The organism is Nocardioides sp., from assembly GCF_050699375.1.
In the GTDB taxonomy this organism is placed as follows: Bacteria; Actinomycetota; Actinomycetes; order Propionibacteriales; family Nocardioidaceae; genus Nocardioides.
Genome location: NZ_JBOHDN010000058.1, coordinates 1 through 26,736 on the forward strand (window position 1 = coordinate 1; position 26,736 = coordinate 26,736).

The window sequence follows — 26,736 nt, forward strand, 5'->3', positions numbered from 1 at the left end:
CGCGAGGGCAACACGGTGGCGGTCTACAACCGCACCTACGCCCGCACCGAGGAGCTCGTCACGGAGCACCCGGAGGCGGGCTTCCTCGCCTCCGAGACGATCGATGACTTCGTGGCGACGCTGAGCAAGCCGCGTACGGCGATCATCATGGTCCAGGCCGGCAAGGGCACCGACGCGGTGATCGAGCAGCTGGCGGAGCGGTTCGAGCCCGGCGACATCATCGTCGACGGCGGCAACGCCAACTTCAACGACACCATCCGGCGCGAGCACGAGCTGCGCGAGCGTGGCCTGAACTTCGTCGGCACCGGCATCTCCGGCGGTGAGGAGGGTGCACTCAACGGCCCCTCGATCATGCCCGGCGGGTCGGCGGAGGCCTGGGAGACGCTGGGCCCGATCCTGAAGTCGATCGCCGCGGTGGCCGAGGGCGAGCCGTGCGTGACCCACATCGGCACCGACGGCGCCGGACACTTCGTGAAGATGGTGCACAACGGCATCGAGTACGCCGACATGCAGCTCATCGCGGAGGCCTACGACCTCCTCCGGCGGGTGGGCGGGCTCTCGGTGGAGCAGCTCGTCGACGTCTTCAAGGACTGGAACACCGGCGACCTCGAGTCCTACCTGATCGAGATCAGTGCGGAGGTGCTCGCCCAGAAGGACGCCGAGACGGGCGATCCCCTGGTCGACGTCATCCTCGACGAGGCCGGCTCGAAGGGCACCGGTGTCTGGACGGTCCAGAACGCTCTCGGCCTCGGCATCCCGGTCTCCGGCATCGGCGAGGCGGTCTTCGCCCGCGCGGTCTCCTCCAAGTCCGCCCAGCGCGCGGCGATGCGCGCATCGGTCACCAACCACCCCAAGGCGCCCGAGGTCCCCGACACGTTCATCGAGGACGTACGCGCGGCTCTCTATTCCTCCAAGGTGGTCGCCTACGCGCAAGGGTTCGACCTGATCGTCGCCGGCGCGAAGGAGTACGGCTGGGACATCGACCTCGGCGCGCTCGCCAAGATCTGGCGGGCCGGCTGCATCATCCGCGCCCGATTCCTCAACCGGATCGTGGAGGCGTACGCCACCAAGCCCGACCTCGAGTCGCTGCTGGTCGACCCCTACTTCGCCGACGCTGTCGCGTCCGGCGAGGAGGCGTGGCGGCGAGTCGTCGGGATCGCGGCCGCCTCCGGGGTCCCCGCACCCGGATTCTCCTCGGCACTCTCCTACTTCGACTCCCTCGCCGCCGACCGGCTCCCCGCCGCGCTCATCCAAGGGCAGCGGGACTTCTTCGGCGCCCACACCTACAAGCGCATCGACAAGGAGGGCGCCTTCCACACCCTCTGGTCCGACGACCGCAGCGAGATCTCGACCACTCCCTCGACGCACTAGGCGCACCAGGGGTCGGGAGATACCGAACTTGGGGCTGTCGGTGTAGCCGAGGGCGGACCTAGCCTGCAGCATGGGGTTCGAGGTCGCAGCGGAGAGGTATGCCCGTTTCATGGGCCGCTACGCCGAGCCGCTCACGCCGTTCTTCGCGGACTTCGCCAAGGTGAGCATGGGCCACCGGGTGCTCGACGTCGGCTGCGGGCCGGGCACCCTCACCCGCCATCTCGTCACCCTCACCGAGGCGCACCTCGTAGCCGCCATCGACCCGTCGCCGCCCTTCGTCGAGACGGTCGCGCGGCGCCTGGCCCGGGTGGACGTGCACACCGGCGTGGCCGAGGCGCTCCCGTTCGCGGACAACTGGTTCGACGTCGCGCTGGCGCAGCTGGTCGTGCACTTCTTGGCCGACCCGGAGGAGGGGCTTCGGGAGATGGCCAGGGTGACCCGCCCCGGCGGCACGGTCGCCGCCTGCGTCTGGGACGCCGAGACCGGCGCCGTAGCCCCGTTCTGGCAGTGCGTCCACGAGATCGACCAGGACGCCGAGGACGAGGCCTTCCTCGCCGGTGCCCGGACGGGTGACCTCGTCGGGCTCCTGAAGAGGGCCGGCCTGCGCAAGGTCGAGCCCGACACCCTGTCCGTACGCGTCGTGCACCCGACCTTCGAGGACTGGTGGGAGCCGTACACCTACGGCGTCGGGCCCGCGGGCGACTACGTCAAGGGCCTCGACGAACCCGGCCGCACCGCCCTCGAGAAGGTCGCGCGGCACCGGCTCGGGGACGGCCCGATCACCGTCACCGCGACCGCATGGGCGGCCCGGGGCACCGTCGGGTAGTCGACCGAGCCTCCGAGCGGAGACTCCCTCCTCAACCGCGCTCGGGAATTTGCATCGTCCCCCTATCCTCAATACGGTTGTAAAAGTCAACCAACTTGGAGGGATGATGGCCGGGCAAGAGACGTACCAGGAGCTGATGTACCAGCTCAGCCAGGTCGGAGCGGTGAAGAAGGGCCTGGCCCGCAACCTCCCGCCCGAGCTGTCCACCGGCTCAGCGGGAGTGCTGACGATGCTGCGACAGCACGGCGACATGACGATGAGCGAGCTCACCGACCTGCTCGCCGTCGACATCTCGGTCACCAGCCGACACGTCGCGTACATCGCCGACCGCGGCTGGATCGAACGCTCCCCCAACCCGGCCGACGGGCGCTCGCGCATCCTCTGCCTCACCGACGCGGGGCGCGCCGTGCTCGACGATGCGTCCCTGCAGGTAGCGGACCTGATCGCCGACCGGCTCGGCGACTGGGACGACGGCGACCTCCACGAGCTGATCCGGCTCGTCACGAAGCTTCGCGACAGCCTCGGCACCTGCCGGCCCGCGACCCCGTGCCCCACCCAGAACCCCACAGACCACTCCCGCACGACCACAAGCAGCTAGGAAAGGAAGTCCATGGCAACGACGGCAGCCGAGCGGACTCAACCCAGTCCCCCCGGAGCCTCGTCCGAAGACGGCTCCCCGAAGAACACGTACAGCGCAATGTCTCACCGCGAGATCATGGAGGCTCTCTCGGGTCTGCTGCTCGGCATGTTCGTGGCGATGATCTCCTCCACGATCGTCTCCAACGCGCTGCCCGAGATCATCGCCGACATCGGCGGTGGGCAGTCGGCCTACACCTGGGTGGTCACCTCCACCCTGCTGACCATGACGGCCACCACCCCGCTGTGGGGAAAGATGGCCGACCTGTTCAGCAAGAAGGTGCTCATGCAGGTCGCGCTGCTTATCTTCGTGGCCGCATCTGCCGTCGCCGGCCTGGCCCAGAACCCGGAGCAGCTCATCGCTGCCCGGGCGGTCCAGGGCATCGGCATGGGCGGTCTGACCGCTCTGGCCCAGGTCATCATGGCGGCGATGATCTCCCCGCGTGAGCGTGGCCGCTACTCGGGCTACCTCGGCGCCGTCTTCGCGGTCGCCACCGTCGGCGGCCCGCTGATCGGCGGCGTCATCACCGATGCCGACTCGCTCGGCTGGCGCTGGTGCTTCTACGTCGGGATCCCGTTCGCGGTCGTCGCGTTCATCGTGCTGCAGAAGACCCTGCACCTCCCCGTCGTCAAGCGCGAGGGCGTCAAGGTCGACTGGGCCGGCGCGTTCTTCATGGCGGCCGGCGTCTGCCTGCTGCTCGTCTGGGTCACCTTCGCCGGTGACAAGTACGACTGGGCCTCGTGGGAGACCGCGGCCATGGTCGGCGGCTCCATCGCCCTGATGCTGATCTTCGTGCTGATCGAGTCCAGGGCCAAGGAACCGATCATCCCGCTGCGGCTCTTCGCCAACCGGACGATCACCCTCTCCTCCCTCGCCTCGCTCTTCGTCGGCGTCGCGATGTTCGCCGGCACGATCTTCTTCAGCCAGTACTTCCAGCTGGCCCGCGACAAGTCGCCGACGATGGCCGGCCTGATGACGATCCCGATGATCGCCGGACTGTTCCTCTCCTCGACCGTCTCCGGCCAGATCATCACCCGCACCGGGAGGTGGAAGGCCTGGCTGGTCGTCGGCGCCGCCCTCATCGTCGGCGGGCTGGGCATGCTCGGCACGATCCGCTACGACACCGAGTACTGGCATGTCGCGATCTTCATGGCCGTCCTCGGCCTCGGCGTCGGCATGACGATGCAGAACCTGGTGCTCTCCACGCAGAACCAGGTCGCACCCTCCGACCTCGGTGCGGCCAGCTCCATGGTGACCTTCTTCCGCAGCCTCGGCGGCGCGATGGGCGTCTCCGCGCTCGGCGCGCTGATGGCGAACCGCGTCGGCGACTACGTCGAGGACGGCCTCGCCGACCTCGGTCCGAGGTACGCCGCGATGGCCCAGGGCACCTCGGGCGAGATCCCGGACATGGACAAGATCCCGGAGCCGCTGCGGAGCGTGCTGGAGAGTGCGTACGGCCACGGCATCGCCGACATCTTCCTGGTCGCCGCGGGCGCGGCCGTCATCGCGCTGCTGCTCGTGGTGTTCATCAAGGAGGTGCCTCTCAAGACCAAGGGCGGGCTCGAGCAGGCCGCCGACGAGGCGGTCGGTGTCGACGCCCCGGCAGCGGTCGCCGAGGCGGTCGTCGGCGTCCCCGAGCAGCACCCCGCCGACGAGGTCGCGCCCGTCGCGGCGCCGGGCAACGGGATCCCGCTGCACGGTTTCGTACGCGGCGCCGGCAACACCCCGGTCCCGCACGCGGCGGTCACGCTGATCTCCCTCTCCGGGCGTCAGCTCGGCCGGTCGGTCGCCCACGCCGACGGCGACTACGCGGTGGACGCACCCGGCGCCGGGACGTACGTCCTGATCGCCTCTGCCGACGGCTTCCAGCCGCAGGCGTCCACGGTGGTCGTGGGCAGTGAGCCGGTGGCGTACGACCTCCTGCTCAGCGGCACCACCGGCCTCAAGGGCATCGTGCGCGGCGGCGAGGACGGCGTGCCCATCCAGGGCGCGATGGTGATCGTCACCGACGTACGCGGCGATCTGCTCTCCACCGGCGCCACCGTCGCGGACGGCACGTTCTTCATCGACGAGCTGGTCCCGGGGCCGGCGACCGTCGCGGTCAACGCCGAGGGCTACCGCCCGCACGCGGTGCCGATCGAGATCGGTGCCACCGGCGTCACCCGTGTCGAGGTGGAGATGGTCACCGGTGCCCGTCTGACCGGCCTCGTCAAGGCGTCGTTCGGCCCGCTCGCCGACGCCCGGGTCACGCTGGTCGACGCGGCCGGCAACGTGGTCGCGACGGCGACGACCGGCGCGGACGGGGCGTACGCCTTCGCCGATCTCGATGGCGGGGACTACACGGTCCTGGCGACCAGCTACCCGCCGGCGACGAGCACCGTGAACCTCAGCGGCCATGGCGTCGACGGCCACGAGATCGTCCTCACCCACCCCGACGAGTAGAGAGAGTCAGATGGCTCTGACCGCACAGATCCGCACCCGCGACGGCTGGGCCGTGGCGCATGCGGTGATCACCCTCACCGACACGGCGGGCGGTCAGGTGCTGCGCGCCGAGGCCGACGAGGACGGTGTCGTCACCGACGACACCGTCCTCGCGGCGGGGCCGTACGTCGCGATCGTCACCGCGATCGGATGGTCCCCCACCGCGGCCACGGCGATCGTCACCGCGTCGGGCCGGGCCGCGCTCGGCACGGTCACCCTGACCAGGCAGGGCGAGACCCAGCTGCCCCCGCCTGGTCCCTGGACCATCGACCCGGCCCACTCCACGGTCGGTGCGGCCGCACAGCACCTCGGCATCTCCAGCGTGCGCGGCAGGTTCACCGACTTCACCGGCGTCGTGGAGATCGCGCCGGACCATCTGGAGAAGTCACGCGTCGAGGCGGTCATCCGGGCCTCGTCGATCGACACCGGCAACGCGATGCGCGACGGCCACCTGCGGAGCGGGGACTTCCTCGATGTCGAGGCCCACCCCGAGATCGTCTACCGCTCCACCAGCCTCACCGCGGCCGGCTCCGACCGCTGGACCGTGCACGGGGAGCTCTCGATGCACGGCCAGTCCCGCGAGGTCGACCTGGACGTCGCCTACCTCGGCACCGGCCCGGACCCCTGGGGCGGCACCCGGGCGGCCTTCCACGCCACCGCTCAGCTGCGGCGCGAGGACTTCGCGATGAGCTTCAACCAGGCCGTCGCGGCCGGCATCGCCGCCATCGGCACGACGCTGAAGGTGGAGCTGGACATCCAGACCGTCCAGGGTGAGTCGCTGCCCACCTGAGCCGCGTCCGCCCCCGATCACGAAAACCCTGCCGAGTCGGCTCGTCATGACGAGCCGGCTCGGCGGGGTCTTCGGTCAGAACGAGCCGACTCGGCAGGGTTTTCGGTCAGAACGAGCCGGCTCGGCGGGGTTTCGTCCTCAGCGCAGCACGATCCAGAGGCCGACGAGGGCGGGCAGCAGCCCGAGGGCGAGCCATGGGGTGAGCGGGCTGCGACGGTGGATGAGGAAGCCTCCGGCGAGGCCGAGCACCCCGAACGCACCCGCGATGATGCACAGTCCGACCCGCGAGCTCTGGAAGGCCGGGTCGATCGCCACGGCCCCGATGACCATCCCGACCGCCAGGTGGGCGACCGTGAACACGGCGAGCACCGACATGACCCACTGCTGCACCCGGGTCAGGGACTTGTCGTTGACGGGCCGGACTGGATTGTCCGGGTCCATCAGGTGGCGCGGTCTCCGCGGTTGCTCGTTCACGGTCATACCGCTCTCCTTCTCGCCACGACAACCTTGTCAGGCCAATTCTCCGTGCCCACGTCGTCGTGGCCCAATCCGCTCGCTCACACCTCGCCGACCGCGGTCAGCAGGTGCGGCCAGGCGGACGAGGCCGGGTCGCCCCAGGAGGCGTGGGCGGCGCCCTCGATCGCGTCGAGACGTACGTCGGGGTGGGCCGTGGCGTAGCGCTCCGAGATCGCGAACGGGATGACGGTGTCGGCCGAGCCGTGCAGGACCCGCACGGGCACCAGAGGGGCGAGGCCGATGGGGTCGGCGGCGGCGTACGCGGCGGGCACCTCGGCCGGGGTGCCGCCGAGGAACTCCTCGACCGCCCCGTCACCGAGGCCGTCCTCGCTCATCGCCGCGAGCGCCGCGGCCGGGGCCAGCGCCACCACGCCGGTGGCGAGCGTGCCGGGCTGGGCGGCGGCCCAGAGCGCGAGCTGGCCGCCGGAGGAGTGCCCGACCAGGGTGATCCGGCGGGGCGCGTCGTTGTGGATGGTCCACTCGCGGCCGCTGAGCTGGATCGACTCGATCGCGGTGGCGATGTCCTCGAGGGCCTGGCGCCACTGCCCGGGCCCGTGCCGATACTCCACCGTCGCGGTCAGGTGCCCCGCGTCGCCCAGGGCCCGACCGGCCGCCCAGGTGCGCGTCCGGTCGGAGTCGCGCCACAGACCGCCGTGCAGCAGCAGGACGAGGGAGTCGGTGGCCTCCTCCGGCTCGAAGACGTCGGCGACCTGGCGAGCCGTGGCGCCGTAGCGCATCGTCGCGTCGGGGTAGGTGGACTCTGTGGTGGTCATGACTTCTCCATGCTGTTGGGGCTGTTGCGGCCGCGTCGGCTGTCGCGGTCGAGCAGCAGGCTGACCGCGACACCGACCACCAGGCCCCAGAAGGCGGAGCCGATGTTGAAGACGGTGATGTCGGCGACGGTCACCAGGAAGGTGACCAGCGCGCCGGTGACATGGGGTCCGCTGAAGGCGGACTGGAAGGCACCCTGGAGGGGCTTGAGCATGGCCAGGCCACCCAGCGCCGCGACGTACGCCTCTGGCATGGTGGTGATGACCCGGACCATCCCGGGCGCGAGCAGGCCGAACCCGATGGCGAGTACGCCGCACCAGATCGCCCCGGCATAGTGCCGGTGCCGCTCGCCCGAGGCGGTGACCAGCGCGTTGGTGGGCCCGGCCAGGCACGTGGAGACGCCGCCGAAGGGCGCCGCGATCAGCGAGGTGACCCCGCACCAGCCGGTCACCTGGTTCATCCGCGGATCGTGGCCGGCGGCACGCAGCACCGCCATGCCCTGGCCGTTCTGGACGACCAGGACGGTGACCAGGAGCGGGATCGTGAGCTCGACGAAGGCGGACCCGGTGAACACCGGCGTCGTCCAGACCGGGTCGATCACCCAGCGCCCGGCGACCTCGACCGCCGGGCGGTCGGCGAGGGATACCGCGACCGCACCGATCGCCAGTGCCACCAGCACCGCCGGCAGCCAGCGCGCCACCTTCGGGATCGCGCTGACGGCCACGAAGGCGAGCACCATCGGACCGGCGATGGCGAGGTCGCGGTCGACGGCGAGGACCAGGTCCGTGCCGAAGCGAAGGAAGACGCCGGCGACCATCGCCATCACGATCGGCATCGGCAGCAGATGCATCACCCGGTCGACCTGGCGGGTCAGAGCCAGGGCCATCAGCAGCACCGCGGCCAGGACGAACCCACCGACCACCTCCGGCCAGGCCGTGCCGGCCGACATCGCCTGCCCGACCACGACCGTGCCGGGGATCGTCCAGAAGTAAACCATCGGCTGCAGGCTCCACCGCGAGGCGATGATCGTCAGCACGCCGTTGAGACAGAAGACCGCGCTCACCCAGGAGGCGACCACGCCGGCGGAGAGCCCGGCGCCCTGACCGACGGCGAGAATCACCGCGACCGGGCCGGTGCAGGAGAACAGGAACCCGATGAAGCCGTTGATCAGCTCATGACTGCCCAGGTCGCGCCTGAGGACGGCCCGTGGCTCTCGGATGTCCAGGTCGGTGGTCATGGCTCCTCCGTCGTCTCGGCGGACATCGCGGCCAGCTCGGTCCGGCTGCGGACGCCGAGCTTCGCGTAGATACGGGTCAGGTGATACTGGACGGTCTTGGGCGAGACGAAGAGCTGCGCGGCCACCTCACGGTTGGACAGCCCCGAGGCGACCATCTCCGCGACGGCCTCCTCCTGCGGGGTCAGGTCCACCGGTCCGCGCCGGCCACGCGGCGCTCGCACTCCCCCGGCTCGCAGCTCACGCTGGGCCGCGTCGACGTACGTCAGCGCACCCAGACCGTCCCACTGGTCGCGCGCGGCCGAGAGCAGCGCCTCCGCGTCGCGGCGGCGGCCGGCGCGGCGCAGCGCCTGCCCGTAGGCGAAGGTGACCCGGGCCCGCTCGTAGCGGAGCGGGAGCCCCTCGAGCAGGTCGAGTGCTCGGTCGAAGGTCTCCCGGACCCCGATGAGGTCGCCGCGGGCGCCGTGCCAGCGGCCACGGGCGGTGGCGAGCCGAGCCTGGGCGGAGCGGTGCTGCTCCTCCCGGGCACGGGTCTCGTGCGGGAGGAGGAACTCGTCGGCCTCCTCCAGCCTGCCCTCGTGGATCAGCGCGGCGGCGTACGTCTCGGCCCACGGCCAGATGGCCGGCTCTGTCAGCGCGCTTCCGGCCGGGGCCTGGGTGAGCGGTTCGAGGATGCGGAGCACGGCACGGAAGTCGCTGCGCGCCTCGGCGATGTGGGCGCGGGCGAGCAGCGCCGGGACCCGCATGATCTCGTAGCCCTGCGCCCCGGCCTCGGCGGCGCGGGCGGATCGGGCGGCGTCCTCCCAGCTGCCGCGCAGCAGGTGGGTCTCGGTGGCCGTCCACTCCAGCAGCGGGGTCACCAGGGCGATGCCCGACTCGGCCGCGAGCGCTCGCCCGGCCGCCACGGTCTGCAGCGCGGCGTCGCCCTCACCGGTCAGGAACTGCACCCGTGCGAGCCAGGCCAGGGCCCACATCGAGATCCGGATCGAGCCGCCGAGGACCCGCGGGTCGGTGACCCCCTCCAGCCGGCTGCGGCTCTCGTCGGGCTCGTCGGCCAGGACCCCGAGCCACCCGCGCCCCATCGTGACCCGCTGGGTCTGAGCACTGTGCCCGACCCGTCGGGCGGCGAGGGCGTACGCCTCCTGGGCATCCTCGAACCGGCCGGCCATCGCCAGCCCGAGCCCGCGGATCGCCGCCGCCTCGATGCCCGCCGCGGAGTCGCGGCCGGCGAGCGAGATCGCCCGGTCGGCCCAGGTGACCAGCTCGTCGCCGCGGCACAGCGCCAGCGAGTGCAGCACGTGCCGCTGGGCGATCAGCGCCGCGGTCTCCGGCTCCCGGTCCGCGTTGACGATGTCCCAGGCGCGCTTGAGCCGCACCTCGGCCTCGGTGGCTCGTCCGCGCAGGATCGCCAGGTAGGCGAGCACGGCGTCGCGCAGAGGGGTCTCGCGCAGGCCCTCGATCACGGGCACCAACGCCGCGGCGCCCATGCCGTCGCCGGCCGCGACCAGGGCGTCGACCGAGCGGATCAGCCGGTCATCGCGCCGCAGCGGGTCCTCGGTGAGTCGGCTGGAGTCGCGGAAGAGGTTGGCGGCGTCTGCCCAGGCGCCTTCGTCGCCGCGCCGCTGCGCCAGCCGGGCGACGTCGTCGGCGAGCTCGGCATCGGGCAGCGGGGTCGCGGCGACGAGGTGCCGGGCCCGGCTGACCTCGTCGTCGACGATCTCTGCCGCGCGCTGGTGCGCGTCCGCGGCCCGTCGGGCGCCCATGGTCGCCAGCACGGCGGCACCGACCAGGGACGTACGCCATCGGGGCCGGTGGTCCCGGCTCGTCTCGACGAGCCCGGCCGCGGCCAGGGTGTCGACCGCGGTCAGCGGATCCTCGAGACCGGCGAGGTCAGCGGCCTGGCCCAGCGAGGCCTCCTCTCCGAGGATCGCGAAGGCCTCCGCCAGGGCACGGCCCTCGGGTCCGCAGCCGGCGAGTGCGACCTGGACCTCGTCGCGTACGTGTGCGGGCGCCGGCAGCTGGGTGTCGGGACGCACCCAGCTGCTCGGCGGAAGCTCGTCGAGCAGCGCGACCGCGTCGCGCGGGCTGCCCCCGGTGTGGCGGGTGAGGACCTCGGCCATCGCCGGGTGCAGGACCCGCCCGCGCAGCGAGGCCAGCTCGGCGACCGCCGTCGCGTCCAGCCCCTCGATGCGTACGGCATCCGCGGCGATCTCGCCGAGGAACGGGGTGGTGCGGGTGGCCGCGAGGACCACGAGCAGAGGTACGTCGCGGTGCCGGCGCAGCGCGGAGGCGATCGCCTGCAGCGAGAACGCGTCGGCGAGGTCGGCGTCGTCGACCAGAATCAGTCCGGGCTCGTCGGCACACCCGGCCAGGGCTCGCGCGACCAGGGCATCGGCCGCGGCGACCGGGTCGGCCGGCGGCTCCGTACCGAGCAGCTGGCGCAGCACCGCGCCGGGCGAGTCCTGCTCCCACCCACCGGCGCGGGCCTTCAGCGCCGGCGTCGCGACCCGGTCGGCCAGACCGCGCAGCAGCGCGGTCTTGCCCATCCCCGGGTCACCGAGGACCAGGACGGCTGCGGATCCAGAGGCGCGGGTGAGGGCCAGCCGCGAGGTGAGCTCGACGAGCTCGTCCTCGCGACCGACGCACCCGGCTCGTTCTATGAGCACGGTCACACCCTAGGCCTCCTCACGCGGGCACGCCCTCGTCGAGCGCGACGTCCAGGACCGGCTCCTCCGGGGACCGCGGCACGGCCACGGCGACCACGGCGCCGAGCAGCGCGACGGCCGCGAAGATCTGGAAGGCGGTGGTCCCGCCGACGCCGGCGGCGACCAGGGCACCGCCGATGATCGGTCCGACGATCCCGCCCAGGCGGCCGAAGCCGGCGCACCAGGCGACGCCAGCGCCGCGGGCCCGGGTCGGGTAGAAGTTGGCGACGAGCCCGTAGATGAGCACCTGCGTACCGATCGTGCCGACACCGGCGATCGCGACAGCGGGGAACAGGATGGCGAGCGGCAGCCCGAGCGGGAGCAGCAACAGCATCAGGCCGGCGAGCACGAAGGTCGTGGAGACCACCTTCTTGGCGCCGGTCCGGTCGGCGACGTACGACGCGAGGAGGCCGCCGAGGATGGCGCCGCCGTTGAGCACGAGCAGGAAGGTGAGGGCGTACGCCTTGCCGTAGCCGTTGTCCTCCATGATCTTCGGGAGCCAGGTGTTCAGGCCGTAGGTCAGCAGCAGGCCGGAGAAGCTCATCAGGCCCAGCACCATGGTCGGGAACGCGAGCGGGCGGCGGGCGAGCGCGCTGAAGCCGACGGCCTCCTGGGCCGTGCCGGCGCTCGCGATCCGGCCGCGGGAGTCGAGCCACTGCTGCGACTCGGGCAGCTTCGCGATCGCGAAGGGCAGCAGCAGGAGCAGCGGGCTGGCGCCGATCGCCATCAGGATCCGCCAGTTGGAGCCGCTCGGGTCGATGACGAGCGCCATCACCGAGGCGGCCACGCCACCGGCGGGGATGCCGCTGTAGACGATCGCGTTGAGCCGGTTCTTCCGCTCCGGCGGGGCGAACTCGGCCACCAGAGCACCGACGGTGGCGAGGATCGCGCCCAGCCCGATGCCGGTCAGGAAGCGCAGGATGCCGAAGACGGCGATCGACTGCGCGAACGCGGTCGCTGCCATCCCGAGCGAGAACCAGGTGATGCTGGCGAGCACGACCTTCCGCCGGCCGATCCGGTCGCTGACCGCGCCGGCGCTCAGCGCGCCGACCAGCACGCCGACCAGGGCATAGCTGCCGAGCGTGCCCGCCTGGCCCGCGGAGAGCTGCCCGATCTGGGACGAGTCGGCCATCAGCGTCGGCAGCACCGTGCCGTAGACCACGAGGTCGTAGCCGTCGAACATCAGGGCCAGCGCCGAGAGCGCGACGACCCAGGCGAGCTGGCGCCCGGTCTTGGCCCGAGTGATTTCATCGGTGTTTTCGGACATGGGTGATCTCCATGGGTGACGCGAGCGTGCTCGCGAAGGGAGGGACGGCCCCGAGAGAGGACCTGGTGGCTCAGCCGAGGTCACCGCCGGCGACGGGAAGGACCGTGCCGGTGATGTAGGAGGCCTCCTCGGAGGCGAGGAAGCAGATCGCGGCGGCCTGCTCGTCGAGCGTGCCGTAGCGGTGCATCAGTGAGGTCTCGAGGGTCTGGTCGATATGGGCCTGGAACCACGCCTTCTCAGCGTCCGTCCCCGGCTGTGGTGTGCCCCGGGAGATCCGGCGCGGCGGAGCCTCCGTACCTCCCGGGGCCGTCGCGGTGACGCGGATGCCCGCGTCGGCGTACTCCAGCGCGAGGGACGCGGTGATCGCGTTGATCCCGCCCTTCGCCGCGGAGTAGGGGATCCGGTTGATGCCCCGGGTCGCGGCCGAGGAGACGTTGACGATGACGCCGTGCCCCTGATCGACCATGCCCGGGAGAGCCGCCCGGCAGGCGTACAGCGTGGTCATCAGCGACCGGGTGATCTCGGCGTCGATCTGCTCGGAGGTGAACTCGGTGAACGGCTTGAAGTTGATCGCTCCGCCGACGTTGTTGATCAGGACGTCGATCCGGCCGTACGCCGCCAGCGCCTGCTCCACCAACGCGGCTGCTCCCTCGTAGTGCTCGAGGTCGCACTCGACCGCCTTCGCCTTCGCACCCTGGTCGGTGAGCTCGGCGGCGACCTCGCCGGCCAGCGGCGAGCGGTCGGCGAGGACGACGGCGCCACCCTCGGCGCTCACCCGGCGGGCGACCTGGGCGCCGATGCCCTGGGCGGCGCCGGTGACCACCACGACCTGGCCGGCGAAACGGCCCGGAGTGATGAACCTGGGCCGGTTCGCGGCCGCGGACTCGGCCATCGCGCGCCGCATCGTCTCCTTCGACCGCTCGCTGTGGGCCTTGATCAGGTCGCGCGCGGCCAGGCGGTCGCCGCGCTCGAAGGCGTCGACGATGTCGAGATGGTCCTGGGTGCAGCCCGGGTGGCACCAGGTGGCGTTGCGCAGCACGTCCTCCATCCGGCCCTTGACGCCGAGCGCCTGGTAGGCGGCCAGCAGGTGGCTGTTGCCGGTGAGGGTGAACAGGTAGTCGTGGAAGGCCGCGTTCGACTCGGTGTAGCCGTGGGCGTCGAGGAAACGGTCACCTTCGACGTACGGCAGGGTCGATTCGGCGAGCAGCTGGTAGCCGGCGAGCTGCTGGGAGTCGAGCCGCCCGATGGTGAGGTCGAGCGCGCCGACCTCCAGCGCCGCCCGGGCCTCGAAGATCGCGTCGGAGGCGGAGATGTCCGGGTGCTCCTCACCGATCGTGTAGCCGTCCTCGGTGGTGTCCCCGCTGGTCGAGCCGCCGGAGCCGCTGGGCGCAGGCGTGTCGAGACCAACAGAGTCGTCGACCGCGAACACCTCCTGACCACCGACGCCACGCGCTCCTGCGGCCACGATCAGGTCCTCGACCGCGTCGATCTCGACACCGCTGACTGCACTCTCGGGCCCGTCTGACGTAGGGCGCGGGGCGACCAGCTGACCGGCGATGCGACGTACGGCATCGCCCTCGTCGTGCGCGACGCCGGCCGACCCCACGTTCTCGAGATCGAGGGCCGCGAACATCTCCTGGCCCGCGATCGATCGCGCGTCGGCGTGGGCCTCCAGCTCGGCGCGTACGAGTGACTTCTCGGCCTGCACAGGTGACTTCTCGGCCTGCGCGGGTGACTCTTCGGCAGGGACGGCGAGGGCGAACTTCTCGTAGTAGAAGCCGGTGGGCTCGAGGCCGGCGCCGGAGACGTGGGTACGCACCGCCTCGACCATCGGCGGCGGGCCGCAGAGGTAGATCGCGACGTCGCCGTCGTGCAGGTCGTCCTCACCGATCAGGCTCGTCACGTAGCCCTTGTTGGCCGCGGCCGAACCGGGGTCGGAGACGCAGTGGTCCCAGCTGAACCCGGGCAGACGCGAGACGAGCTCGCCGACCTCGTCGAGCTTGACCAGGTCGTCGTCGGTGCTGACGCCGTAGACCAGCCGGCCGCCGCGGTCGCAGCCGTCGACCTCGAGCTGGCGCAGCATCGAGAGCACGGGCGCGAGCCCGGTGCCACCGGCCAGCATGAGCACGGGACGGCGTGCCTCGCGCAGGAAGAAGGAGCCGTTCGGCCCGGTGAAGGTGACCTCGTCGCCGACCGCGGCGCGCTCGGTCAGCCAGGTCGACATCGCGCCGCCCTGGGTGAGCTTGACCAGGAAGACGAGCCGCTCCTCATGGGGAGCGTTCGCGAAGGAGTACGAGCGGGTGACCGGCTCGCCGTCGCCGGTGCCGGGCACGGCGATGTTGACGTACTGACCGGGCAGGAAGGCGAGCTCGCCGCGGTTGGGGATGTCGATGGACAGCTCGACCGTGGTGGGGCTCAGCCGGTCCAGGCCGACGACGGTGCCGGTGTAGCTGGTGGCTCCGGTCTTGGCGACCTCGGAGGTGGTGGCGATCTGCAGCGCGAGGTCCGAGCGCGGCTTCATCGAGCAGGGCAGGGCGTACCCCTCGGCCGCCTCCGCGTCGGAGAGCGCGTCCTCGATGTAGCTCCCGCCGTCGAAGCTCCCCGACTCGCACAGCGCCTTGCACGTCCCGCAGGCGCCGTCGCGGCAGTCCAGCGGGATGTTGATCCGCTGCCGGTAGGACGCGTCGGCGACGGTCTGGTCCTCACGAACGGTGATGAACCGGGTCACGCCGTCCTCGAAGGCGAGCGCCACCTGGTGGGTGGCGACCCCGCCCTGGCTCGGGTTCGTGGGCTCGGTCTCGGTTGCAGTCATCGCAGGTGCCTCAGAAGTGGTAGATGTCGACGACGTGGTGGATGTAGTCGTTCTTCAGCACCACGGTCTTGCGGCGGATCAGCGGCTGATCACCGGAGAAGTCGATGGTGTAGAACGACGTGCCGTAATAGGGGTCGACGGTCTTGTAGCGGAAGTACATGGTGTGCCAGTTGAAGCGCACGTCGACCAGGTCGCCGCGGCGCTCGATCACCTCGACGTTGCTGATGTTGTGCGACGTACGCGGCTCGGGCAGAGAGGTGGCCGAGGACCGCTCCGTACGGATCCGGAAGACCCGGTCCTCCAGACCGCCCTTGTTGGGGTAGTAGATGAGCGACATCTCGGTCTGCGGGTCCTCGGTCAGCAGGTCCGCGTCGTCCCAGCAGGGCATCCAGTAGACGACGTCGTCGGCGTAGCACTCCAGCCACCGCTCGAACTCGCGGTCGTCGAGGAAGCGCGCCTCGCGGTAGAGGAACTGCTCGATGCTGTTCTGCGTGATCAGCTTCGACCCGGCGGGGGCGTTCTGCGTGAGCGTCATGGTCAGTTGCCCTTCTCGTTCGCGATGGCCGTACGCATCTGCTCGGTCCACTGCGCGTGCATGACCGGGTAGAGGCCCTCGTCCTCGTTCTTCGCGCCGGCCGAGATGACTCCCGGCATCTCCAACGCCTCGGCGACCTCGTCGGGACCGGTCTGCCAGTGCTCGGCGCCGCGGCTCATGTCGTTCCACGGCGCGGCGGAGGCCTGGTAGGTCAGGAAGCAGGAGCGGAACTCCTCCAGGTCGTCGGGCGTGGCCATGCCGGAGGCGTTGAAGAAGTCCTCGTACTGCCGGATCCGCCAGGCCCTCGACTCAGGTGCCTCGCCCTTGGGGGCGATGCAGTAGATGGTGACCTCGGTCTGGTCGACCGAGATCGGGCGGAAGTGCCGGATCTGGGTCGAGAACTGGTCCATCAGGTAGACGTTCGGGTAGAGCAGCAGGTTGCGCGAGCCCTTGACCATGAACTCGCCCTTGGCCTCGCCGAACTTCTCCTTGAGGACGTCCATCTGGTCCCACAGCGGCCGGTCGGCGGGGTTTGCCGCCCAGGTCCACAGGCACAGGTGGCCGTTGGGGTAGGACCAGTAGCCTCCGCCGGACTTGCCCCAGCTGCCGGCGTCGACGGTCTTGGTCGTGTTCTTCGACTCGCCGGTGTTGCGGCGCGAGGTGGTGGCGGCGTAGTTCCAGTGGGTGGCGGTGACGTGATAGCCGTCGGCGCCGTTCTCCGCCTGGACCTTCCAGTTGCCGTCGTAGGTGTAGGTCGAGGACCCACGCAGCACCTCGAGCCCGTCGGGCGACTGGTCGACCAGCATGTCGATGACCTTGACGGTGTCGCCGAGGTGCTCCTCGAGCGGCAGTACGTCCTCGTTGAGCGAGCCGAACAGGAAGCCGCGGTAGCTGTCGAACCTCACGACATGGGTGAGGTTGTGCGAGCCCTCGGTGTTGAAGCTCTCCGGGTAGCCCGCGTCGTCGGGGTCCTTGACCTTGAGGAGGGTGCCGTCGTTACGGAAGGTCCAACCGTGGAACGGGCACGTCAGGGTCATCCGGTTGTCGGTCTTGCGCCGGCAGAGCATCGCGCCGCGGTGGGCGCAGGCATTGATCATGCAGTGCAGCTCACCGTCCTTGTCGCGAGTGATCATCACCGGCTGCCGCCCGATGTACGTGGTGAAGTAGTCGCCCGGGTTGGGCACCTGGCTCTCGTGGGCGAGGTAGATCCAGTTGCCTTCGAAGATGTGCTTCATCTCCAGCTCGAAGATCTCCTCGTCGGTGAAGATCCGACGGTTGGCGCGGTAGATCCCGGCCTCGCGGTCCTCGACCACGGCGTCCGACAGGACGTCCTCGATGTGGCCGAGGTTCTCGGTGAGCGGTGCGGTCATGGTTAAGCCTCCAACGGGTGACGGTCCTCCGACTGTCGCAGTGAGTGGCGTCCGTCACACCAGGTGAATGCCCAGTCCCGGCCTGGGCATCTATTCATATTCACCAGCGATCAATAGGTGTCATTTTCGTCCTTGTCCTTTATCTATATCGGGCCTAGCGTGGCGCTCGTCACCACATCTTGAGGAGCACCTCATGGAGCTACGCCACCTGCGGTACTTCGCAGCGGTCGCCGAGACCTGCCACTTCGGGCGGGCGGCGGCCCATCTGCACATCGCCCAGCCGGCGCTGTCCCAGGCGATCCGTCAGCTCGAGGCCGAGCTCGACGTCACGCTGTTCACCCGCACCACCCGGCAGGTCTCTCTCACGCCGGCGGGCGAGTTCCTGCGGGCAGAGGCCAACCGGGTGCTGTCCGCGGTGGACGACAGTGTTCGAGGCGTACGCCGCATCGGCGCCGGCCGCCACGGTCTGGTCCGCCTCGGGCTGACCGGCACCGCCTCCTTCTCGCACCTGCCCGGGATCGCCAGGGTGGTCAAGCGCGAGCTGCCCGACGTGGCGCTCGAGATCCACGCCGACCTGCTCACGCCGGGTCAGTGCGAGCGTCTGCGGAACGGGTCGCTCGACCTCGGCGTCCTGAGGCCGCCGGCGGTCGGCGAGGGCCTGACCCTGCGCACCCTCGAGGTCGAGCCCCTCGTCCTCGCCGTCCCCGTCGACCACCGCCTCGCGGTCGAGCCCGTCGTCGCCCTGGCCGACCTGCGCACCGAGCCGTTCGTGGCGTACAGCGACCGTGACTCCGCGGTCAACGAGGCCGTCCTGCGCAGCTGCCGCCAGGCCGGGTTCGTGCCGCGGCGCGAGCACGAGGCGCCCAGCACGGCGGTCCTGCTCGCCCTGGTCGCCGCGGGTCTCGGCATCGCGGTCGTCCCGGCCTCGGTCCGGGCGCTGCCCCTGCAGGGCGTGGTCTTCCGCGACCTGCTCGACGCCGGCAGCGTCGAGCTCGCGCTGGCCTACCGCACCGACGACGACAACCCGGTCGTCGACGCCGTCATCGACATCCTCGAAGCAGCAGACCTGTTCACCGCACCCAGCCTGAAAGCTCCCTGATGAAGGTCACCAAGATCGAGGCGATCCCGTTCGCCATTCCCTACCGCAAGCCGCTGCGCTTCGCCTCCGGTGAGGTCCACACGGCCGAGCACGTGCTCGTCCGGGTCCATACCGACGACGGCGTCGTCGGGGTGGCCGAGGCCCCGCCGCGCCCGTTCACCTACGGCGAGACGCAGGCCGGGATCGTCGCCGTCATCGACCAGATCTTCGCCCCTCAGCTCGTCGGGATGACGCTGCTCGACCGTGAGCGTGCGCGTGTCCTGATGGAACGCACCATCGGCAACCCGACCGCCAAGGCCGCCGTCGACATGGCCATGTGGGACGCCCTCGGCAAGACCCTGGACCTGCGGGTCGTGGACCTGCTCGGTGGTTACACCGACCGGATGCGGGTCTCGCACATGCTCGGCTTCGACTCACCCGCGGCGATGGTCGCCGAGGCGGAGCGGATGCGGGAGACGTACGGAATCTCGACGTTCAAGGTGAAGGTCGGTCGCTCCCCGATCGAGCTCGACACCGCCGTCGTCCGTGCCCTGCGCGAGCGGTTCGGCGACGAGATCGAGCTGTACGTCGACGGCAACCGCGGCTGGACCGCGGCCGAGTCCGCCCGCGCGATGAGGCAGATGGCCGACCTGGACCTGTTGTTCGCCGAGGAGCTCAACCCGGCTGACGACGTGCTCGGCCGCCGCTGGCTGGTCAGCCAGCTGGACGTACCGTTCATCGCCGACGAGTCGGTGCCCACGGCGGCCGACGTCACCCGCGAGGTGCTCGCCGGAGCCGCCACCGCGATCAGCATCAAGACCGCGCGCACCGGCTTCACCGGGTCGCAGCAGGTGCTCCACCTCGCCGAGGGCCTCGGCGTGGAGGTCGTGATGGGCAACCAGATCGACAGCCAGCTCGGCACCGCCTGCGCGATCGCCTTCGGCGCGGCTCACCAGCTCACCTCGCGTCGTGCCGGTGAGCTGTCGAACTTCCTCGACATGGCCGATGACCTGCTCACCGAGCCGCTCGAGATCAGCGACGGCGAGCTCGTCGTACGCCCCGGTGCCGGCCTCGGGGTCGAGATCGACCCCGAGAAGCTCGACCACTACCGCACCGACAGCTGAACACCGCCCCACACGGCCTCGGCCGTGCATCACGAGAGGAACCATCCATGACCACCGACCAGACCATCGAGTCCGTCGAGTCCATCGAATCCGTCGAGTCCGGCGGGTCCGCCTCCGCGGCCGCCTCCGGCGCCTCCGCCACCGAGCGGTTCGCGGCCGACAAGTCACCCTTCGAGTCCGTCAAGGACACCCCGCCCGAGCGCGTCGACACGCTGGCCAAGCGCGTGCTCAGCGCCGTCTACGACACCATCCGCGAGGAGAAGGTCACCTACGACGAGTTCAACGCGCTCAAGGCATGGCTGATCCAGGTCGGCAAGGACGGCGAGTGGCCGCTCTTCCTCGACGTGTGGGTCGAGCACGAGGTCGAGAAGGTCGCCACCGAGCACCGCGAGGGCAACAAGGGCACCATCGAGGGCCCCTACTACGTCCCCGACGCCCCGGAGCAGGGCGCGACCGGCACCATCCCGATGCGCGACGGCGAGTCCGGCACCCCGCTGACCTGGACGGGCAGGGTCTCCTCCACCGATGGCACCGAGCTCGCCGGCGCCAAGGTCGAGCTCTGGCACGCCGACGCCGACGGCTTCTACTCGCAGTTCGCGCCCGGCATCCCGGAGTGGAACCTGCGCGGCAGCTTCACCGTCGGGGACGACGGCGCCTTCGAGATCCACACGATCCGGCCCGCCCCCTACCAGATCCCCACGGACGGCTCCTGCGGCAAGCTCATCGCCGCCGCCGGCTGGCACGCCTGGCGCCCGGCTCACCTGCACGTCAAGGTGTCGGCCCCCGGCCACGAGCTCCTCACCGCCCAGCTCTACTTCCCCGGCGACGAGCACAACGACGACGACATCGCCTCGGCGGTCAAGCCCGAGCTGGTGCTCTCGCCCGTCGACGCGGGCGACGGCACGGTGAGCGTCGACTACGGCTTCGTCCTCGACCCGGTGCGTGGCTGATGCTCTACCACGTACGCATGGACGTCCGGATCCCGCACGACCTGGATCCGGACGTCCGCGACGACACGATCGCCCGCGAGAAGGCCTACGCCCAGGAGCTCCAGCGCGCCGGGAAATGGCCGCAGCTGTGGCGGATCGTCGGGGAGTACGCCAACATCTCCGTCTTCGACGTCGAGTCCCACGACGAGCTGCACCAGCTCCTGTCCAGCCTGCCGCTGTTCCCCTACATGGACGTCCAGGTCACACCGCTGGCCAGGCACCCGTCCAAGGTGGACTAGGACCTGCGTCGAGCGGTCGACTCGCGCACCACGAGCCGGACGGGGAGGAGCAGCGGCTTGAGGTTCGGCGCGTCCCCCGCGGCCATCGCGACGACGGTACGCAGCGCCGTACGTCCCTGGTCGCGCAGCGGGGACGCCACCGTCGTCAGCTCGGGGTCCACGACCTCGCCGAGCTGGGTGTTGTCCACACCGATGACGCTCACCTCGTCGGGGACCCGGATGTCCCTGCTGTGCAGCCCCTTGATGACCCCGATGGCCACAGCGTCGTTGTAGCAGACGATCGCGGTGGTCGGGTTGGCCAGGATCGCCTCGACCATCCGGGACCCGGCATCGATGGTGGGCGTGTTCACCGGGCCCACCCGGTGCACCACCATCTCCAGCTCGTAGCCCGCCTCGCGCAGGGCATGCCACCGCATGCCGTCGGTCCAGCTCGCCTCCGGTCCGCTCACGTAGGTGACCGAGGTGTGGCCGAGCTCCCCCAGATGCTCCATCGCACGTCGCATGCCACGCGCGTTGTCGATGAGCAGGCTGGGCACCTCCGGCAGCCGCCGGTTGAGGACGACGACCGGCTTCTGCTTCGCCAACATGCGGATCGCACTGTCCGACATACGCGAGCTCGCCAGGACCACCCCGTCGACGGCGGGGAGCTCGTGCTCGATCCAGGCACGCTCGACGTGCGGATCCTCCATCGTGTGGGACAGCACCACGGTGTAGCCAAGTCCGGTCGCCGCCTCGTGCACACCACGGATGATCTCGGCGTAGAAGGGGTTGGTGATGTCGGTGACCACCAGCGCGACGGTGCGCGACACCGACCCGGTCACCGCCGGCAGGGATGTCGAGCGGTAGCCGAGCTCTCGCGCGGCGGCGAAGATCCGAGCCGCGGTCTCGGTGCTGACCCGGCCGGGCCGCGCGAACGCACGGGACACGGTCGACGCCGCCACACCGGCGGCCTCTGCCACGTCATAGATCGTCACTCGGGACTTCACCGGCTCACAGTAGAGATGGTCCTGGTGCTCGGCAAGGGTGTGGGACCGGTCTCGGCGAAACCGGTCCCACACACTGTCCCTGGGCTCAGCGTCGGTACGTCAGGCCGGCACCGAAGGGGAACAAGGCTCCGTCGGTGGTCTCGTCATAGCCCGGGAGATCGCTCGCCTGCTCCTCCACGGCTCGCCGGGTGCTCGGGAGCGCGAACGGCATCCGTCCCTGTGGCGCGAACCGACCCGACAGTACGTCCATGAGGGCGCCGTCGCTCATGCCGAAGCCGGCCACGATCGCGCCGGCGTCCCTGAGCCCGCTCGCCTCGTCGAGCACATAGGGCTGGCGGAAGTAGACGTTCAGCACCACCTTGCGCGGATCGCCGACCTCGGCCATCGCCTGCTGCACGACGTCGAGGGACGGAGTGACTTCCCACGACTCCGAGGCCGCCATGCCGCTGAAGTCGAGGACACTCGACTCCCACGGCAAGGAACCACCGAACCGCAACCCGTTGTCGGTGCAGGTCTCCGCGCCGTAGGAAACACACGCGTCGGCGGCGCCGTACGGGCTCTTGCCGTCGAGCCCCCGCACCCCTGGCATGACGATCGGGTTCTTGTGCTCGGGGTTCATCCCCGAAGCCTCGTCGTTGCTCACGTAGTCGCCGGTCCCGACGTTGTTGGCGGTGACGTTGACCAGCACATAGTCGGAACCCTCGGCGCTGGGCCGGTCGGCCGGGTTCTCGGTGTTGCCATCGACCACGTCGTAGCCGTAGCTCTCCACGGTCTTGGTGTCGATGTCGCCGAGCACATAGACCTTCGCGCCAGCGCGCATCGGCAGCACCCGGTCCTTGCTCTGGTCCTTGCTCCGGTCCTTGCTCTTGTCCTTGCTCTTGTCCTTGCTCTGGTTCTGCAGGAGCACGGCCGACTTGCGCTGCATGTCGAGCGCGGCCTCGCGGTTCTTCGCGCTGCCGACGACCTCGTCGGCCTCTGCCTCGTCGACGTACGGATCCTCGAAGAGGCCCAGGTCGAACAGCGGCTCGACCAGCCGTGTCGCGGCGAGGGTCACCCGCTCCTCGGTGATGAGACCGTCCTCGACCAGGGAGGTGATGGTCGCGACGTCGTGGAAGCCCGAGAGCGTGTCGGTGCCACCGTTGACGGCCGCAGCGACACGCTCGGGGACAGTGGCCTCCTCGAGCCCCCACGCACGGTCGTTGATGATGCCGGTGTCGGAGTTGACGTAGCCGCGGAAGCCGAGCCTGTCGCGGAGCAGGTCGTTGACGATCTGGTCGGAGAACGCCATGCCCACCTGGTCATAGGTCACGCCGTCATGCGTGACGTCCATCGGGACGCCGTAGTAGGGCATGATCGAGGAGACGCCGGCGTCGATGGCGGCCTCGAAGGGCCGTAGGTGCTCGGCGAACGCGCCACCCGGATAGACCTGCGTCTTGCCGAACGAGTAGTGCGGGTCCAGGCCGAGCTGTTGCGGACCGCCACCTGGAAAGTGCTTCATGGTGAGGGCGACCGGGCTATCGGGGCTCAGCGAGCTCCCGGCTCGGTCCTTCTTCCCCTGGAGGGACTGCACGAGGGTGCCCATGATGTTGCCGCCCAGGTCGGCGTCCTCGGTGAACGTCTCGTGCACGCGGTACCACCGCGGTTCCGTCGCCAGGTCAGCCATGTAACCGTACATGCCTCGCAGGCCGACGGACTTCCACTCCTCCCCCATGACGCCCGCGAAGTCACGGACCACGGACATGTCCCCGGTGGTGGTCTTGCCGGTACGACGCGCCTGCTCGCCGAGGGCGGCCGCCGCGATGCCGGCCTCCTTCGGGAACGCGGTGAACGAGCCGGACGCCTCGTTGATGCCGACCCTGGCGTTGGGGTCGATGTGGTTGCGCGCGTTGGACTTGTAGAGGACCGGGATGCCGAGCCGGCTCGCCTCGCCGAGCTCCTGGACGCGGTTCGTGTAGCGCGCTGCCTCACCGGGCGTCACGCTGGTCGAGGCGCCGGTGCCGCCGCCCGGGGCGCCGCAGACGGCCTTGTCCGCGCTGGTGACGACGTTTCGGAAGACGAAGCGGCGCATCTGCTGCTCGCCGACGTAGTCCGCGGCTGCCGCCGGCAGGGTCCCGCGTTCGCCGGTGGTCTGGTCACACGCCGCGTTGAGCGTGTCGATGAGCATGAGGCCGGCCTTCTCCTCGAGCGTCATCCGCGCGACGAGGTCGGCGGCTCGCTCCTTGGTGGGTCGACGCCAGTCCTCGTACGGGTCGAGCTCGCCGTTTCCGCTGAGGTCCTTGAATCTCCGGCCGGCGACAGTGATGACCTCCTTGGCATGGGCTTCGAGCGTTGGTGGCCGTTCGCGTGCGTCGGCCGGCTGGGCCTCGGCGGCGTCGCGGTGGACCACGACTCCGGCAGTGACTGCCAGCGGCACGGTCAGCGCCACCGCGAGCGCGGGGCTTCCGAGGGCTCTACGTAACCGTTTCATCAGGACCGTCCTTCATCGGGCGAGTGATGTCCGTCACGTTTCCGGTATCGCTCGCCAGGGGCAACGAGTTGCCACCTGTTGCCCCGCGCCTTCGGGTCGACCGACGGCAACCGATGGCAACTTGTCGTCACCCCGGAGCCACACACCTACCGTCGACAGGCAGTTCCGTTAGCTCCGTCACAACCCGTTGCTCCCAAGGAGTCCCCTCGTGCACGCACTCGACTGGCTGGTCGTCGGCCTGTTCTTCCTCGGCATGGTCGCCATCGGCCTATACAGCAAGCGCAAGAGCTCGGACTCCGGCGACTTCTTCGTCGGCGGCGGCAAGGTGCCCTGGTGGCTCGCGGGGGTCTCGCACCATGTCTCGGGGCACTCCAGCGTGGTGTTCGTGGCGTACGCCGGTATCGCCTACACCCTCGGCTTCACCATCTTCGTCTGGTGGGCCCTGGTCATCACCGTCGCCACCCTGATCGGCGCACGCCTGATCGCACCCCGCTGGCCGCGGTTGCGGCAACGACTGGGCGTCCAGTCCCCGACCGAGTATCTCCTCACCCGCTACGGGCTGCCTGCCCAGCAGCTGATCGCGGTCATGGGCGTGCTGATGAAGCTCCTCGACATCGGCGCCAAGTGGGCCTCCATCGGAATCCTGATGAACGGGTTCACCGGCATCCCCGTGTGGCTGGGCATCGCCCTCGCCGGCGTGGTGTCGATGGTCTACGTCACGATCGGTGGCCTGTGGGCCGATCTGATCACCGACTTCGTGCAGTTCGGAGTGCAGCTGGTCGCGGGCATCGTCATCGCTTTCGGCGTCGCCGGCGCACTCAGTGAGCGTGGCCTGAGCTACCTCTCCATGTGGGGGCCGCTCAACGACGTACAGCCCGGCTTCTCCGACCCGTTCAGCGGCGAGTACACGATGTTGTGGGCCTCGCTCTACCTCTTCGTCAAGACCTTCGAGTACAACGGCGGCAACTGGAACCTGGCCGCGCGGTTCATCGCAACCGCCGAGGGCCGCGACGCCCGCAAGGCATCCCTGCTGTCCTCGCTGCTGTACCTGGTCTGGCCGTTGCTGGTCTTCGCCCCGATGTGGGCCGGGCGCCTGCTCTTCCCGAACATGGACGATCCCGCCGCCCAGCTCTACCCGACGCTGAGCCAGACCTACCTTCCCGCGGGTCTCGTCGGTCTGGTGATCGCGGCGATGTTCGCCTCGACGATGGGCATGACCGTGTCCGACATCAACACGCTCTCCGCGGTCTCCCAGCGCGACATCCTGCCCGTCGTCTCGGCGAAGTTCCGCGCCATCAAGGAGTCCGGCGTCGGCTCGTTGCGGTCGGCTCGGTTGCTCACGGTCTTCTTCACCGTCGTCACGGTGCTCGTCGGCATGAACGCCGACAGCTTCGGCGGCGTACTCGGCCTGGTCATCCCGTGGTTCGGTGCGCTCGTCGGCATCACCGGGGTGCCGCTGGTGCTGGGGCTGTTCTCGACGTTCCGCCACACCGACGGAGCCTGGACCATCCTCAGTGTTGGCACCGGCACGCTCGCGTTCGTGCTCATCCAGACGACCGAACTCGTCCCGGCGGACCTCAGCGTCGCGTTGCCGCTCATCGTCACCGCTGCCACGTACGTGGCCGGCGGCCTGGTCAACCGGGCCCGCCACAAGCCAGTCGCGCCTGAGATCCAGGAGATGCTCGACTACGTCGCGACCGACAACGGGCCGGCGCTGCAGGAGCACCACGTCGATGGCGGCGCCGAGTTCTCGAACAGGGCCTAGGAGACTGCTGAACAAAGGCAGTATCGGGCGAGTCCGATTGTTGTTGTGTGCCGCGTTGCACGGTTCTGACCGGCGCGGGGCTGGCTCGAGGTGGTGCTGTTGCGGGCGTTGGCGGGATTGTGAGGCACCCCGGGGAGGTCTGTCCGAGCTGGGCTCGGATAGACCTCCCCGGGGTGTCGGAGTCAGGCGATCTGCCAGGTGGTGCCGTCGTGAGCCAGGCCGAGTGCGAGGAGTCGGCGCAGGTTGAGGGCAGCAGCGCGGTGGTGGAGCCAGGCGTCGTTCTTGGTGACGCCGCGGTATGGGACGCGGCGTGCACCGCGGGTGAGCCAGGCGATGGTGCGTTCGACCATGGGCCGATGCTGTCGGTAGACGGCTTGAAAGTCTGGGTCTTCGGCTCGTCGTCGGTGTTCGCGTTGGAGCAGGTCGTGCTTATGGACCTTGGTGCCCTTGCCGGTCTTCGATGTCGTGCATTGCTGCCGTAGCGGGCAGGTGTCACAGATCTTGCCGAACTTGACGGTGCGGGTCTTGGTCAGCGGCCGGGTATGCCCCGCCGGGCAGGTCAGTGTCCCGGCACCGCCTGAAGGGTTCGGGCCGTCAGGGTCGTAGACGAAGTCGTCGACGGTAAAGCCACCCTCGACCGCGGCCCTGAGCGGCCACGGTTTGATGATCGGCTTCCAGCCCTGAGCGGCCAGCGTGGCCAGCAACTCACCGGTCCCATAGGCCGAATCGGCCAATACCTCGACCTGCTCGTCGACCTGCTCGTCGACCTGCTC

21 protein-coding genes are annotated in these 26,736 nt (G+C 70.0%); 10 read left to right on the plus strand and 11 right to left on the minus strand.

What is annotated here, in order from left to right:
- The 5 genes from gndA to ACRDPS_RS03255 all read left to right on the plus strand — a co-directional run.
- On the plus strand, positions 1–1,371 hold a 1,371-nt coding region (gene gndA / locus ACRDPS_RS03235), incomplete at its 5' end, for an NADP-dependent phosphogluconate dehydrogenase (protein WP_431500179.1).
- 70 nt (positions 1,372–1,441) lie between these two features.
- The gene (locus ACRDPS_RS03240; protein ID WP_431500180.1) at positions 1,442–2,197 is read left to right on the plus strand and encodes a class I SAM-dependent methyltransferase; all 756 of its coding nucleotides are present in this window, start codon (positions 1,442–1,444) and stop codon (positions 2,195–2,197) included.
- 106 nt (positions 2,198–2,303) lie between these two features.
- Complete coding sequence (locus tag ACRDPS_RS03245; protein ID WP_431500181.1) at positions 2,304–2,795, plus strand: MarR family winged helix-turn-helix transcriptional regulator; 492 nt, start codon at positions 2,304–2,306, stop codon at positions 2,793–2,795.
- A 99-nt stretch (positions 2,796–2,894) separates the two neighbouring features.
- On the plus strand, positions 2,895–5,276 hold the full coding sequence (locus tag ACRDPS_RS03250; protein ID WP_431500182.1) for an MFS transporter: 2,382 nt from the start codon (positions 2,895–2,897) through the stop codon (positions 5,274–5,276).
- A 10-nt stretch (positions 5,277–5,286) separates the two neighbouring features.
- Positions 5,287–6,105 carry a YceI family protein gene (locus ACRDPS_RS03255; RefSeq protein WP_431500183.1) on the plus strand — a complete coding sequence of 273 codons (819 nt, stop codon included), beginning with the start codon at positions 5,287–5,289 and terminating at the stop codon, positions 6,103–6,105.
- 138 nt (positions 6,106–6,243) lie between these two features.
- Here ACRDPS_RS03255 and ACRDPS_RS03260 read toward each other — a convergent pair whose 3' ends face one another.
- From ACRDPS_RS03260 to benA, 8 genes are all read right to left on the minus strand, one after another.
- On the minus strand, positions 6,244–6,585 hold the full coding sequence (locus ACRDPS_RS03260) for a hypothetical protein (RefSeq protein ID WP_431500184.1): 342 nt from the start codon (positions 6,583–6,585) through the stop codon (positions 6,244–6,246).
- A 77-nt stretch (positions 6,586–6,662) separates the two neighbouring features.
- A complete protein-coding gene (locus ACRDPS_RS03265; protein ID WP_431500185.1) occupies positions 6,663–7,394 on the minus strand; it encodes an alpha/beta hydrolase family protein in 732 nt (243 codons plus the stop codon).
- Positions 7,391–8,629 (minus strand): benzoate/H(+) symporter BenE family transporter, encoded by a 1,239-nt coding sequence (locus ACRDPS_RS03270; protein WP_431500186.1) that lies wholly within the window; start codon positions 8,627–8,629, stop codon positions 7,391–7,393. The genes ACRDPS_RS03265 and ACRDPS_RS03270 overlap by 4 nt, the downstream gene beginning before the upstream one ends.
- Positions 8,626–11,292, minus strand: coding sequence for a LuxR C-terminal-related transcriptional regulator (locus ACRDPS_RS03275; protein WP_431500187.1), 2,667 nt, complete (start codon positions 11,290–11,292; stop codon positions 8,626–8,628). Before ACRDPS_RS03275 ends, ACRDPS_RS03270 begins: the two co-directional genes overlap by 4 nt.
- Positions 11,293–11,311: 19 nt before the next feature.
- Positions 11,312–12,598 (minus strand): MFS transporter, encoded by a 1,287-nt coding sequence (locus ACRDPS_RS03280; RefSeq protein ID WP_431500188.1) that lies wholly within the window; start codon positions 12,596–12,598, stop codon positions 11,312–11,314.
- A gap of 70 nt (positions 12,599–12,668) precedes the next feature.
- Complete coding sequence (benC, locus tag ACRDPS_RS03285) at positions 12,669–15,410, minus strand: benzoate 1,2-dioxygenase electron transfer component BenC (RefSeq protein ID WP_431500189.1); 2,742 nt, start codon at positions 15,408–15,410, stop codon at positions 12,669–12,671.
- Positions 15,411–15,420: 10 nt separating this feature from the next.
- Positions 15,421–15,945, minus strand: a complete 525-nt coding sequence (gene benB, locus ACRDPS_RS03290) for a benzoate 1,2-dioxygenase small subunit (RefSeq protein WP_431500190.1) — start codon at positions 15,943–15,945, stop codon at positions 15,421–15,423.
- Positions 15,946–15,947: 2 nt separating this feature from the next.
- The gene (benA, locus tag ACRDPS_RS03295) at positions 15,948–17,315 is read right to left on the minus strand and encodes a benzoate 1,2-dioxygenase large subunit (RefSeq protein ID WP_431500191.1); all 1,368 of its coding nucleotides are present in this window, start codon (positions 17,313–17,315) and stop codon (positions 15,948–15,950) included.
- 193 nt (positions 17,316–17,508) lie between these two features.
- On the opposite strand from benA, the gene ACRDPS_RS03300 reads away from it, so the two are divergent.
- The 4 genes from ACRDPS_RS03300 to catC are packed head-to-tail and all read left to right on the plus strand — an operon-like array spanning position 17,509 to position 20,745.
- Positions 17,509–18,414 (plus strand): LysR substrate-binding domain-containing protein, encoded by a 906-nt coding sequence (locus ACRDPS_RS03300; protein ID WP_431500192.1) that lies wholly within the window; start codon positions 17,509–17,511, stop codon positions 18,412–18,414.
- On the plus strand, positions 18,414–19,517 hold the full coding sequence (locus tag ACRDPS_RS03305) for a mandelate racemase/muconate lactonizing enzyme family protein (protein ID WP_431500193.1): 1,104 nt from the start codon (positions 18,414–18,416) through the stop codon (positions 19,515–19,517). The genes ACRDPS_RS03300 and ACRDPS_RS03305 overlap by 1 nt, the downstream gene beginning before the upstream one ends.
- A gap of 47 nt (positions 19,518–19,564) precedes the next feature.
- Positions 19,565–20,467: a catechol 1,2-dioxygenase gene (gene catA / locus ACRDPS_RS03310; protein ID WP_431500194.1), complete on the plus strand. Its 903-nt coding sequence runs from the start codon at positions 19,565–19,567 to the stop codon at positions 20,465–20,467.
- Complete coding sequence (gene catC / locus ACRDPS_RS03315; RefSeq protein ID WP_431500195.1) at positions 20,467–20,745, plus strand: muconolactone Delta-isomerase; 279 nt, start codon at positions 20,467–20,469, stop codon at positions 20,743–20,745. Before catA ends, catC begins: the two co-directional genes overlap by 1 nt.
- On the opposite strand, the gene ACRDPS_RS03320 is transcribed toward catC, so the two are convergent.
- On the minus strand, positions 20,742–21,731 hold the full coding sequence (locus tag ACRDPS_RS03320) for a LacI family DNA-binding transcriptional regulator (protein ID WP_431500196.1): 990 nt from the start codon (positions 21,729–21,731) through the stop codon (positions 20,742–20,744). The two genes, catC and ACRDPS_RS03320, sit on opposite strands and share 4 nt — an antisense overlap.
- Positions 21,732–21,816: 85 nt before the next feature.
- Positions 21,817–24,198: a glycoside hydrolase family 3 N-terminal domain-containing protein gene (locus ACRDPS_RS03325; protein ID WP_431500197.1), complete on the minus strand. Its 2,382-nt coding sequence runs from the start codon at positions 24,196–24,198 to the stop codon at positions 21,817–21,819.
- A 208-nt stretch (positions 24,199–24,406) separates the two neighbouring features.
- Here ACRDPS_RS03325 and ACRDPS_RS03330 point away from each other — a divergent pair, with 208 nt between their 5' ends.
- Positions 24,407–25,963 (plus strand): sodium:solute symporter family protein, encoded by a 1,557-nt coding sequence (locus tag ACRDPS_RS03330; RefSeq protein ID WP_431500198.1) that lies wholly within the window; start codon positions 24,407–24,409, stop codon positions 25,961–25,963.
- Between the two features lie 182 nt (positions 25,964–26,145).
- Here the strand turns inward: ACRDPS_RS03330 and ACRDPS_RS03335 are convergent.
- The coding region (locus tag ACRDPS_RS03335; protein WP_431500199.1) for a transposase at positions 26,146–26,736 on the minus strand (591 nt) is incomplete at its 5' end.

Coding starts and splice junctions, on each gene's coding strand:
- ACRDPS_RS03240 (WP_431500180.1), top strand. CDS start 1,442: ATGGGGTTCGAGGTCGCAGCGGAGAGGTATGCCCGTTTCATGGGCCGC.
- ACRDPS_RS03245 (WP_431500181.1), top strand. CDS start 2,304: ATGGCCGGGCAAGAGACGTACCAGGAGCTGATGTACCAGCTCAGCCAG.
- ACRDPS_RS03250 (WP_431500182.1), top strand. CDS start 2,895: ATGTCTCACCGCGAGATCATGGAGGCTCTCTCGGGTCTGCTGCTCGGC.
- ACRDPS_RS03255 (WP_431500183.1), top strand. CDS start 5,287: ATGGCTCTGACCGCACAGATCCGCACCCGCGACGGCTGGGCCGTGGCG.
- ACRDPS_RS03260 (WP_431500184.1), bottom strand. CDS start 6,585: ATGACCGTGAACGAGCAACCGCGGAGACCGCGCCACCTGATGGACCCG.
- ACRDPS_RS03265 (WP_431500185.1), bottom strand. CDS start 7,394: ATGACCACCACAGAGTCCACCTACCCCGACGCGACGATGCGCTACGGC.
- ACRDPS_RS03270 (WP_431500186.1), bottom strand. CDS start 8,629: ATGACCACCGACCTGGACATCCGAGAGCCACGGGCCGTCCTCAGGCGC.
- ACRDPS_RS03280 (WP_431500188.1), bottom strand. CDS start 12,598: ATGTCCGAAAACACCGATGAAATCACTCGGGCCAAGACCGGGCGCCAG.
- benC (WP_431500189.1), bottom strand. CDS start 15,410: ATGACTGCAACCGAGACCGAGCCCACGAACCCGAGCCAGGGCGGGGTC.
- benB (WP_431500190.1), bottom strand. CDS start 15,945: ATGACGCTCACGCAGAACGCCCCCGCCGGGTCGAAGCTGATCACGCAG.
- benA (WP_431500191.1), bottom strand. CDS start 17,315: ATGACCGCACCGCTCACCGAGAACCTCGGCCACATCGAGGACGTCCTG.
- ACRDPS_RS03300 (WP_431500192.1), top strand. CDS start 17,509: ATGGAGCTACGCCACCTGCGGTACTTCGCAGCGGTCGCCGAGACCTGC.
- ACRDPS_RS03305 (WP_431500193.1), top strand. CDS start 18,414: ATGAAGGTCACCAAGATCGAGGCGATCCCGTTCGCCATTCCCTACCGC.
- catA (WP_431500194.1), top strand. CDS start 19,565: ATGACCACCGACCAGACCATCGAGTCCGTCGAGTCCATCGAATCCGTC.
- catC (WP_431500195.1), top strand. CDS start 20,467: ATGCTCTACCACGTACGCATGGACGTCCGGATCCCGCACGACCTGGAT.
- ACRDPS_RS03325 (WP_431500197.1), bottom strand. CDS start 24,198: ATGAAACGGTTACGTAGAGCCCTCGGAAGCCCCGCGCTCGCGGTGGCG.